Origin of the sequence: Laspinema palackyanum D2c (genome assembly GCF_025370875.1) — a bacterium.
Taxonomy (GTDB): Bacteria; Cyanobacteriota; Cyanobacteriia; order Cyanobacteriales; family Laspinemataceae; genus Laspinema; species Laspinema palackyanum.
Genome location: NZ_JAMXFD010000006.1, coordinates 231446 through 243531 on the forward strand (window position 1 = coordinate 231446; position 12086 = coordinate 243531).

General features: G+C 48.1%; 8 protein-coding genes. 1 reads left to right on the forward strand and 7 read right to left on the reverse strand.

Annotated elements, in window-relative coordinates:
• Window positions 1-146: 146 nt before the first annotated feature.
• From glmM to rfbC, 6 genes are all read right to left on the reverse strand, one after another.
• Window positions 147-1682, reverse strand: coding sequence for a phosphoglucosamine mutase (gene glmM / locus NG795_RS10475; protein ID WP_367288611.1), 1536 nt, complete (start codon window positions 1680-1682; stop codon window positions 147-149).
• A gap of 197 nt (window positions 1683-1879) precedes the next feature.
• A complete protein-coding gene (locus tag NG795_RS10480; protein WP_367288612.1) occupies window positions 1880-2950 on the reverse strand; it encodes a glycosyltransferase family 4 protein in 1071 nt (356 codons plus the stop codon).
• 63 nt (window positions 2951-3013) lie between these two features.
• Window positions 3014-3916, reverse strand: coding sequence for a glycosyltransferase (locus NG795_RS10485; RefSeq protein ID WP_367288613.1), 903 nt, complete (start codon window positions 3914-3916; stop codon window positions 3014-3016).
• Between the two features lie 97 nt (window positions 3917-4013).
• Complete coding sequence (locus NG795_RS10490) at window positions 4014-5087, reverse strand: glucose-1-phosphate thymidylyltransferase (protein WP_367288614.1); 1074 nt, start codon at window positions 5085-5087, stop codon at window positions 4014-4016.
• Between the two features lie 8 nt (window positions 5088-5095).
• Window positions 5096-5965: a dTDP-4-dehydrorhamnose reductase gene (rfbD, locus tag NG795_RS10495; RefSeq protein WP_367288615.1), complete on the reverse strand. Its 870-nt coding sequence runs from the start codon at window positions 5963-5965 to the stop codon at window positions 5096-5098.
• The gene (gene rfbC / locus NG795_RS10500; protein ID WP_367288616.1) at window positions 5962-6510 is read right to left on the reverse strand and encodes a dTDP-4-dehydrorhamnose 3,5-epimerase; all 549 of its coding nucleotides are present in this window, start codon (window positions 6508-6510) and stop codon (window positions 5962-5964) included. Before rfbC ends, rfbD begins: the two co-directional genes overlap by 4 nt.
• 324 nt (window positions 6511-6834) lie before the next feature.
• Here rfbC and NG795_RS10505 point away from each other — a divergent pair, with 324 nt between their 5' ends.
• A complete protein-coding gene (locus NG795_RS10505) occupies window positions 6835-9936 on the forward strand; it encodes an ATP-binding protein (RefSeq protein WP_367288617.1) in 3102 nt (1033 codons plus the stop codon).
• A gap of 73 nt (window positions 9937-10009) precedes the next feature.
• On the opposite strand, the gene NG795_RS10510 is transcribed toward NG795_RS10505, so the two are convergent.
• Complete coding sequence (locus NG795_RS10510; protein ID WP_367288618.1) at window positions 10010-12034, reverse strand: beta-barrel domain-containing protein; 2025 nt, start codon at window positions 12032-12034, stop codon at window positions 10010-10012.
• Between the last annotated feature and the right edge of the window lie 52 nt (window positions 12035-12086).

Sequence of the window (12086 nt, forward strand, 5' to 3'; positions counted from 1 at the left end):
GCCCTCCACAGCCCCTATTTTTAACGAATAGACTCCTGTCCTACTCTCCCCCAACAAAGAAAAAAGAAAAGAAGACCCGATCGCTCGCGCCTTCTTTTCTAAATTTATTCCGATTTAAGACTGCAACTTAACGGGATAATTCAACTCTAAGCGGCCAAATGTTGCTCAACAACTCGAACTAAATTATCTGTCCAATAATTTGCCAGTTCCGCAGTTGCTGCTTCTACCATCACCCGGATCAAGGGTTCCGTACCCGAGGCCCGAACTAAAATCCGGCCTTGATCACCCATTGCTGTTGTGGCGCGGTCGATCGCAATTTGCACAGGTTCGCAACTCTCCCAATCCATCCGGCGATCGCGGTCTTCTACTCGCACATTCCGTAACAATTGCGGATAGGTTTGGAAACTCTCATCCACCATCTGCCCTAGGGAACCGCCCTGTTGTCTAACCACCGTTGCCAGATGAATCGCCGTCATCACCCCATCTCCGGTTACCCCATAGTGACGACAGAGGATATGACCGGATTGTTCACCGCCTAACATCGACCCGGTACGCAGCATTTCTGCATGGACGTGCTGATCGCCGACGGGAGTTCTCAGGAGTTTACCCCCCAATTTTTCCCAGGCCCGTTCAAAACCTAAATTCGACATCACCGTAGCCACAATCGTGGAGTCCGGGAGTTGACCGGACTGTTCCAGGGTCTGTCCCCACAAATATAAAATATAATCCCCATCAATCGGGCGGCCTCTATCATCCACCCCTAAGACGCGATCGGCATCCCCATCAAAAGCAAACCCCATATCGGCATTGTAAGCCTTGACCGAGGATTGTAGCACATCCAGATGGGTGGAACCGCAGCCGACATTAATGCGATCGCCATCGGGGCGATCGTGCAAGCAGATAATTTCCGCCCCCAATGCCTGAAACACCTCCGGGGCCAACTTCGCCGCTGCACCCCAAGCCAAATCTAAAACAATCCGCATTCCCTGTAATGGCAATTCCTCAGTCCCATTACCATAAATCAACGGGAGTTGCAACGCTTTCGCGTAATCTGCTACTAACTCGGGCCTATAATATTGATGGCCCCAGGCCCCAGTTCCATTCCCCGAGTCCATCTGCCCTCGAATCCCGGCTTCAATCAACTTTTGCACCGCAGCCGGTAGCTTCGTCCCGTCGGCTCCAAAAAACTTAATTCCATTATCCCCCGGGGGATTGTGACTGGCTGAAATCATCACCCCGCCAATGGCTTCAGAAACGCTCGTCAAGTAGGCAACGCAGGGGGTCGGACATAATCCTAAATTCCAAACCTCTAACCCGGCCGAAGTCAGCCCCGCAGTGAGGGCCATTGCTAACATATCGCTAGAATTGCGAGAATCTTGTCCTAAAATAATCGGACCCGTTGTCCCACTTTGGGCTTTCAGGACCTGACCTGCCCAAAATCCGACCTGCAAGGCGAGGGGTGCATTCAGAAAATCTCCCACTCGTCCGCGAATTCCATCGGTCCCAAATAAGGGAGTATTGGGCAGATAAATTCCGGTTTCTACCACGGAAAGGCGATTGATGACCTCTTTACCCGCAATGGGTTTGGGGTTTTGTACCGATTTAGACCCATTCACCCCGGCGAGGGTTAAGGATGAGCCGTTTGATCCAGAGCCTTGCGTCCAGGCTGGAGTTGTTACCATAAATTTATTCACTCCACACACACACCAATATATAGATTCACTGTGGAGAATAGCATTTCCACAGAAATATCCTACTAAACAAGAGTAAAAAGCTGAAATCCGGAGTTAAGCCGGTTAAGAGACTCAAGATAGAAGGATCACGGATGAATGAACAAGGATGAATTGTGGGGATTTTGTTCATCCTTGTTCATTCATCCTTAAAGGTAGTCTTTTAAAATTTCTCCTGTGGAGATTCCGGTTTTAGACCAACTAAATTGACTGGCACGGGCGAGCCCCAGTTCCCGGAGGCGCGATCGCGTCGTGACACCCAGGGCCACCGCCAGCATGGCACTAGAAATTTCGCGAATATTGTAGGGATCAACTAGGATTGCGGCATCCCCGGTCACTTCCGGCAGGGAAGACCGATTTGAGGTGATTACCGGGGTCCCACAGGCCATTGCTTCTAAGGCAGGCAAACCAAATCCCTCCCACAGGGACGGAAAGACCAAGGCGATCGCCTGATTCATCAATACCGGCAATTTCTCGTAGGGGACATATTCGAGGAATTTCACTCGTTCACCTAATCCCAACTCTTTGACCTGTTCCTGGAGGGCGGGACTGTAGCGGGGGTCAGCGGAACCGGCCAACCACAATTCATACTCGGACCCTTGAGCTATATTCGCAAATGCTGCTATCACTCGATGCAGATTTTTATAGGGGTCACAGCGACCGACATAGAGAAAATAATTACTAACGGGCAGGTTTAAATTTTTAAAATTATCCGCATCATATCCCAAGGGAATCGGGGTAATTTTATCGGCCGATATTTTACAAAAATTACTGATATCCCGGGCCGTAGAAATGGAGTTGCAGACAATATGAGTGGCTTGCTGCAAAACGAGGGGAATATAATAGCGATGATAATAGGTTAAGGGAGAGCGTTTATTGGGAAATCGTAGGGGAATAAAATCATGAACCATCACCACAGACCGACAGTTTGAAAACAATGGGGCTTCCGGCACTGGAGAAAACAGCAGTTGCGATCGCAGGCTTTGATAAATTTTCGGCAGATGTTGTTGGGTCCACCACAAGCGCTTCAAATGACCTTTCTTGCCATAATCTGGGGTTAAATCTTCCGGAACTAAATAACAATTATAAGGCGCTAATTCCCGCCCAATTAATAAAGTCGGCTCCAGAGGGTTCAGATAAGGAACAATTTGGTTAGCATAAGTGGTAATCCCCGTAGGTTTGGGAATCAAAAATGACAGATTAATGGACAGGGAAGACAAGAGCGTACACCTCGGATTTTTTGCGTGACGTCCAACTACAGGTCAAGAGCGAACACGATTGTTTTATCCAAAGTAAACATCCGAACCTCTCCGTTTCAGGGGAGAGAGGAGGGCTTGGACTAGAGGCGATCGCTGACAATACTGAGCCAATCCCGCAAACTTTCCTCGGGCTATCTCCGGCTTAACAAAACTCAGAATTAGGGCATGAGCAATTAACCGCAAAAATAGAACCATTAAAACTCGTTTTGGACTGTATTTCTCCATTGTTTTTAAATAACTGTAGGTGCTGTGTTTGAATTTATCTTTAACCTGGGTATCCGTAATCGAAGATGGAGCATGAATCAGGCTTAATTTGGGCGTCACCCCAATAATATGTCCTTGGGCGGCATAGCGTCGGCAAAAGTCAAAATCTTCATAATAGAGAAAGTAATCGGAGTCAAAGGTCGGACATTCGGAAAACTGTCCTAAATTAATTAATAAACTGCAACCCGTTACCCAGTCACAAGGGACATAATCGGCATCCGCCTCCAGACTCAACAGGTTTTTTTCCAGAATCGCACCCTGACTCGGAATAAATACCCCACCGGCAAACCAAAGGGTCCCAGTGGGTTCATAAACAATTGTACCTAAAATAGACACTTCGGGATTCGCGGCAAATAAATTCGGGACTTGTTCCCATCCATGCGATCCCAGGAGGGTATCCGGATTGATTAACCAGACAATTCCTTGGGAGTCTTGCTGATACACCCAATCCAGTCCCAGATTGCACCCTGCGCCAAATCCGACATTCTCCCCAGACTCCAAAATCACCGTAGACTCGCATTCCAACTGGTAAATTGAGACGTCCGTTGGTGAATTATTAACAATAATCACCCGATATTCCAGGGTAGAACTGTCCTCAATGGATTGAATTAATTGCTCAATTAACTCGGTAGAATAATAATTAACCGTTACAAAATAAAGCACCTGGATTGAGATTCCATCGAGTAATTGACCCACTGAACTGGGATGAAGGATAACCTATCCCAATTTGGATTTATCTTTTATCCTTCATCCGAACCGATTAGGGTAATTCAATTTGAGAATCATCGCCAATCATAAACCGGAGTGCTTTGGGTCGTCGGGGGGCGATGGTCAATTGTGCGCGCCTGCCAATCACACTATCCACCAATCGTTGATGAATGCCGATGATTTGAGCGCTATGCAACACCACACTATGTTCTAAATCGGCTTCGATTAACTTAACATGATCCGCAATACTGCTATAAGGACCAATGAAGCAGTTTTCCAAATAGCAATTTTCGCCAATAATCACAGGACCGCGAATTGAACTATTAATTACTTTCGTTCCCGCCCCAATTTGAACCCGCCCGATAATCTGACTTTTTTCATCAACTTCGGCGTGATTCTGTGCCACTAATTGAGTATCCAGAATGATGCGATTGGCTTCGAGGAGGTCATCTTTTTTTCCGGTATCTAACCACCACCCCTCTAGGGTGCAGGATTCCACCAAGGTTTCCCAGTCGATCAGACGTTGAATAGCATCGGTAATTTCCAACTCTCCTCGGGTGGAGGGTTGGATATTGGCGATCGCCTCGTGAATCTGGGGAGAAAAAAAGTAAATCCCGACTAAAGCTAAATTAGACGGCGGGTCTTTGGGTTTTTCCACTAATGCTAAAACCTTCCCCTTCTCATCCACTTTTGCTACCCCAAATGCGCTGGGATTCGAGACGGGACGCAGGAGAATTAACGCATCCAGTTGTTCGGCTTTAAACTTATCCAAAAAGGGATTCAGCGGCCTTTGGATCAGGTTATCTCCGAGATACATAATAAACGGAGCATCCCCTAAAAATGGCCGAGCAATTTTCACCGCATGAGCTAAACCGGCGGGTTGTTCTTGTAAAATATAAGTAATCTTCGCACCGAAGCGATCGCCATTGCCGGTCAAGGATTTCACTTCTTCCCCGGTTTCTGGACTGATAATAATTCCAATATCCGTAATTCCGGCAGCCACAATTCCTTCAATGCCATACCAGAGAATCGGCTTATTCGCCACCGGCACGAGCTGTTTAGCACCGGAATAGGTGAGAGGTCGGAGGCGAGTGCCTTTTCCACCGGACAAAATCAGTGCTTTCATATCAATAATTAACCGCTAAAATTCCGGAGCATTTGTCGGAGTCCCTGTCGCCAGTGGGGGGGATAAGTTCCCAAAGTTGCGGCGATTTTCGCCAAGGAGAGGACCGAATAGGCGGGACGACGGGCGGGAGTAGGATACTCTTCGGTAGAAATCGGCTTAACCCGTTGGATTTGCAGGGGAAAATTTAGGGCCTGGGCTTCTTCAAAAATGGCGATCGCAAAATCGTACCAACTGGCAACCCCGCTATTGGTGTAATGGTAAGTCCCCGAGGGAATCGACAACTGAATCATCGAGGCGATCGCCGCAGCTAAATCCCCCGTCCAAGTGGGACTGCCGATTTGATCCGTCACCACCCCTAATTCCTCCCGTTGGGCCCCCAAGCGCAGCATCGTCTTCACAAAATTACCCGAACCCCCGGTCCCATAAACCCAAGCGGTTCTGAGGATAATTGCATCCCCTCCCACCTGGCGAATCGCTTCCTCCCCAGCGAGTTTGGATGCACCATATTGTCCTAATGGATGGGTGGTATCGGTTTCCTGATAGGGATGAGACTGCGTGCCATCAAAGACATAATCCGTGGAAACATGAATCAATCGCGCCCCTAATTTATGGCATTCCTGGGCCAGAATTCCCACCCCAGTGCCATTAATCGCCATTGCCAGGTCCGGTTCCGTTTCCGCTTTGTCCACCGCCGTATAGGCAGCACAATTGACGACAACTTGAGGTTTAACCGTTGCCATGATGTGACGGATTGAGTCCGGGTTAGCTAAATCTAGGGTGTGGCGATCGCACCGAGTCACCTCTCCCACCGCTTGCAGAATCGGAGACAATTCCTGTCCCAATTGACCCGTAATCCCGGTTAATAAAATTTGGGTCATGCAAACACTTCCGCATCTTTCAAAGGCAGACCCGCTTGGTCTTTTTCCGATAAAATCGGCGTAGCCCCATTCAAGGGCCAATCGATGTCCAATTCCGGATCATTCCACAGGATACAGCGTTCATGGTGTGGGGCGTAATATTCCGTGGTTTTGTACAGCACTTCAGCCATGTCCGACACCACCAAAAAACCATGAGCGAATCCGGGTGGAATCCAGAACTGACGGTGGTTTTCGGCACTGAGGAGACAACCGGCCCACTGTCCGAAGGTGGGAGAGTCTTTGCGAATGTCCACCGCCACATCAAACACGGCACCGACGACAACGCGGAGTAATTTTCCTTGAGGCTGTTGAATCTGGTAATGTAGACCGCGCAGGACATTTTGGCGCGATCGCGAGTGGTTATCTTGGACAAACTCGGCGGTGATGCCGGTTTTTTCCGCCAAGGTGCGTTGGTTATAACTTTCCAAGAAAAAACCGCGATCGTCGCCGAAAACTTTCGGTTCGATAATCACGACATCAGGAATATCAGTGGGAATTATGTTCATTAAAAACTGTCAGGGATAGCAACCGGGAGTTTTTGGGTTTAAACTCAGCTCGCTCATCAATTTATCAGAATTGCTTACCGTTAAACCGAGAGGTTTAAAATTTATGACTCATTTTCCAGTCCGTTAAACTCAGGGGTACAGTGGCTTAAGAAGACCTATCCAGAAACTGTGGCCACCCCAACGGGTGCCAGGACACAAAGGGGCCTGGATGGAGGGTGCTATCAAATTTAAGGTTCAGGGTAGCCACTCGCATTCTTGATCCCCAGGACTCAAGAATTCAGATCCTGTACGTTCCTTATAGCGCGGTAGTTTCCCTAAACGCCTTTGCGTTTATCCTCTATGGTGATGCAATTGTTTGATAAATATTTCCCAAACACCGTTTTAACCCGATCTGTAAATTGGGCGCTGAAAGTGCGTCTGCTTCCCTATCTCGCCGCATCTGTCACCGTGGGATTGCTGTTAACTGGAGTAGCAATCCTCAACTATTCTGAACAACAGCGCTGGAAACAGCAGCATCGCGCCAATGTCCTGAATGAAGTCAGCGCCATCCGGGCCCGGTTAGAACAGGGGTTAAACCAGCGGCTGTTTTTGGAACGGGGGTTAGTCGCTTATATTAGCGCCCTCAATTCCAACATTGACCCCGAGCAGTTTGATAACCTAGCGCGGGTGATTGTCGCCAAACAAGAGGGGATTCGCAGTATTGCTCTGTATGAAAATACCATTGTTAGTCATATGTATCCCCTCGCGGGGAATGAGGCGGCGATCGGGTTTGAACCGATGACGATTCCTGCTGAACGGGAAGCAATTCTGCGGGCCATTAATACCCGCAGCACGGTTTTGGCTGGACCTGTGGACCTGGTTCCCGAAGGACTGGCGTTTATTAGTCGCACCCCGATCTTTTTGACACCTCCCGGTGGAGAACCCGGAAGCGGGTCTTACTGGGGGATGGTGGGGATTATTATCGATCGCAATATTCTGTTTACCGAGGCGGGTTTGCTGGGGAGGGATTCCCAACTGAAATATGCCATCCGAGGGAACGATGGATTGGGGGCTGCCGGAGGGGTCTTTTTTGGGGACCCCCAAATTTTCAAGCAAAGTCCGGTGTTATTATCGGTGATTCTGCCCAATGGATCCTGGCAGTTAGCGGCAATCCCGGCTGAAGGATGGCCGGCGATCGCCCCCTTTTCCCGCTGGTTATGGACCGGAGGCTCTATATTAGCCCTATTAGCCGGGGGTTTGGTGTTTATTTTGGTGAGTGCACCGGCAAGACTCCAGGATGCGGTCAATCGCGCCACCACTGCCCTGAGAAATAGTGAAGAAGCCCTCAAACAGGCGAATTTGGACTTAAAACACCTCGATCGCCTCAAAGATGAGTTTTTAGCCAATACCTCTCATGAATTACGAACGCCGCTCAATGGCATTATTGGTTTAGCTGAGTCGCTAATTGATGGGGCCGCAGGCACCGTGACTTCCCTCCAACAGAAAAATTTAGGGATGATTGTTTACTGTGGATATCGCCTCGTCCATCTGGTGAATGACCTGCTGGATTTTTCCAAGTTAAAACATAAAACCATTGAACTGCAACTCAAGCCGATTGGCATGAGAGAAATTGCAGAAATTACCGTCTCTATTTGTCAGCCTTTAATTGGCTCTAAGAATTTACAATTAATCAATGGGATTCCTGCGGAGGTTCCGTTAGTGCTTGCCGATGAAAATCGGGTGCAGCAAATTTTACAAAATTTAATTGCCAATGGGATTAAATTTACCTCCGAAGGTGTCATTGAAGTATCGGCGCAGTTACGCGAATTGGTCGCGGATACTCCAGATCATTCTGACTATTTAGCGATTACAGTTTCGGATACAGGAATTGGGATTCCCGAGGACAAGTTAGAGCGAATTTTTGAGTCGTTTGAACAAGCGGATGGTTCTACGGCACGGGAATATGGGGGCACGGGATTGGGGTTATCGATTACGAAGCAGCTTGTGGAGTTACATGGGGGGGAAATCACGGTTGAATCTACGGTGGGAGTGGGGTCTCGATTTACCTTTACTTTACCGATCGCATCTGTTGAGTTAACCAATGGGGAACCGTTGAGTTACCCATCGGTTACGACGCAAATTATCAAGGAAGAACCGCAGGCGATCGCCTTTGATTCCTCCGGTAAAGCGCCCATATCCCCCGAGGAGTCCATCGGAACCTTGACTCTCTTAAATGCCAATGAAAATTCGGAACAATTTAAGATTTTAATTGTGGATGATGAGCCGATTAATTTGCAAGTGTTGGTGAATCATCTGTCTCTACACAATTATGCCATTACTCAAGCCTCTAATGGAATGGATGCCTTAGAGGTGATTGAGCGCGGGTTTAAGCCAGATTTAATCTTACTGGATGTGATGATGCCCAAAATGACGGGGTTAGAAGTCTGTCAAAAATTGCGGGATGTGTTTCCAGCGACGGAAGTCCCGATTTTGATGTTAACGGCTAAAACTCAAATTGATGTCCTGGTGGAAGGGTTTGGTTCTGGGGCGAATGATTATTTGACCAAACCCATTTCCAAAAATGAATTATTGGCCCGGATTAAAACGCATTTACGACTTTCGCATATTAACCTAGCTTACAGTCGATTTGTTCCCCGAGAATTTTTACAAATGCTGAATAAAGAAAGCATTATTGATGTTAAATTGAGCGATAGTGTCAATCAGTCGATGTCAATTTTATTTTCAGATATTCGGGATTTTACAAGTTTAAGTGAACGGATGACGCCGGAAGATACGTTTAAGTTTATTAATGCTTATTTGTCACGAATGGAACCTGCGATCGCTGCGAATAAGGGGTTTATTGATAAATATATTGGCGATGCAATTATGGCTTTATTTAATGGAGAAGCCGATGATGCCGTACAAGCGGGAATAGAGATGTTAAGAAGTCTCCGGGAATATAATCGCGATCGCCTCTCCAGGGGAGAACAGCCGATTAAAATTGGCATTGGCATCAATACCGGGGATTTGATGTTAGGAACCGTTGGCGGAAAAACTCGTATGGATGGGACGGCGATCGGAGATGCCGTCAACTTAGCATCCCGGATTGAAGGACTCACTAAACAATATGATGTTTCCTTATTAATTTCTGATCGGACCTTTTCCCAGTTAAAAAATCCCGCTCAGTATGGAATTCGCCAAATCGATACGGTGAAAGTCAAAGGTAAATCAGAATTAGTCACCGTCTATGAAGTTTTTGATGCCGATCCACCGGATTTAAAAGTTTCCAAGCTAGAGACAAAACAGGACTTTGAAACTGCCTTATTTTACTACAACCAGAACTCACCGGAGGAAGCTCAGGAACTCTTTGAACGGTGTTTATGCAAAAATCCCCAGGATAAAGTCGCCCAGATTTATCGCGATCGCACCCAAGAACAGTTGTCCTAAGCGCACCCGAATAGAAGTGTCAAGCCTCAACCCTATCCCTTTCGGCTTGACACTTCCTCCAATAGACGGAACATTATTTAACCGTCTCAATACTGCGGGTTTTATTCGTCATCCGGCTCAAGAAAATCTGGAGCACACTGCGTTTGCCAATTTTAATATTACCCTGCACTGCCATACCGGACTGGAGACTAACTTGCAGTCCATTATCCAACAAGAACTTTTCACTATCTAAAACAATCGTTGCCGGGAAGGCATAAAAGCGTCGGGTTTCATCGGGAGGCAACACATCAGAACCAATCGAGGTTAGCACACCGCGCACCGTACCATATTCCGTAGCGGGGAAAGCTTCGATACTAATCTCAACTGGGACCCCAGGCTGTCCGTCCTCTTGACTCTTCCGCAGAGCATCTAACACCATCGCAATATCTTGGTTCTGGATGTAAACCGAGGCTTCGAGTTCATTATTCGGAACGATTTTTAAGAGCGGATCCGGGGATTGGGCTAGGGTGACATATCCGGGAGAATTGGGTTTCAAATCAAACACATACCCATCCACCGGAGCCTTGAGTTCTTGATACTGGAGTTCCAAATTGGCCTTAGCTAACTGTCCATCAATTTGGGAAATGCGCTTGTCATTTTCCAGCTTTAAGCGGCTGAGTTGTCCATTAATATCCGCGATGCGTTTTTGATTTTCGGCAATGCGGGCTAAAACATCGCGCTGAGAAATAGCGCGGGTATTTTGGACCTCTTGACGCGATCGCGTCATCGCCACATTCAGCCGTTCTTGTTCACTCCCGAGGCGATCGACTTCAGCCGAGCGCGAGAGCACTTCATTTTGGAGGCGCAAAATTTCGCCTTCCCGTGCCGCAATCTCATTTTCAGCGCGTAAAATTTCTGATTCCCGAGCCGAAATTTCACTCCGAAAACGCAACAGTTCCTCTTCCCGTCGGGCAATCTCATCTTCACTTCGCAGCACCTCAGCTTCCCGAGAGGAAATTTCATTTTGCTGGGTCAGAATTTGTGCTTCCTGGGCGGCGAGTTGTTGCTGACGACTCAACAATTCCGCTTCCCGATTAGACACTTCCGCTTGAGAGCGCAAAATTTCTTGTTCCTGGCGCTCTTCTTGCAGTTCAGACAATGCCCCTTCTGCTACCACAGGTTGAATCCGCCCCATAATGCTTTGATTCACCGCGAGGCCCTGTTTTGCCGTTTCCAGTTGCGCCTGAGCTGTGGGGATTTGGCGACGGGCGGTTTCCAGTTGTTCCAGCGCTCTAGGTAGCTGCCGACGGGCATTTTCTAACCGTTCCCGAGCCTTGGGGAGGTCTTGTTTGGCATTTTCTAGCCGTTGTTGCGAGGCCACATATTGCCGTCTAGCATTCTCCAGTTGGTCGATCACATTAGGCAATTGCCGCTGGGCGCTTTCTAATTGTCTGCGGGCGGTTTCTAATTGTCCCTGGGAGATGGCAATTTGACCTTGAGCCGTGGGAATTTGGTTGTTCACCTGGTTGAGTTGTTTTTCCAACTCATCTACCCTTAATGACACCGCTTGTTCCCGCGACTGAGATTCGTTTCGAGAGGCAATTAACAATTGCTGCTGGTTGAGGTCGAAGTCTCCTCCATTGCTGGCGACAGCGGCCCCATTGAGCTGTGCCTGTAAAAATTGTGTTTCAGAAATTAAATTCGCTCGGAGTTTGGTCAGGTTTTCCAGTTCTGAACCCGCTTCTCCCACGGTATTCCCACTGAGTGCTGCTGTAAAAAACTGATTTTCTCGCATCAGGGCGTCTCGTTGTTGCTTGAGAGACTCCACATCAGCTTCCGGACTGGTCGGGTCCAAGGTCACTAAGAGTTGGCCTTTTTTCACCAACTCGCCGCCTTTAACGTGAATTTCCCGCACCACACCACTGGTTGGGGGCTTCACTTCAACTACAGCACCCTGGGGTTCTAATTTACCCGTGGTGGCAACGGATTGATCGATTTGCGCCCAAGCTGCCCAGGCGACGCCGGAAGCGGTCATCCCCATAATTAACCAGATGAAGACACTAGACCAAATCGGGGGGCGTTCTAAGATAACGGGTTGGTCGAAAACTGCTGATTTCATGGGTTTTAGGACTAGGTTTTATGAAGGATGGGGGGATGGGGGATGGGGGAGA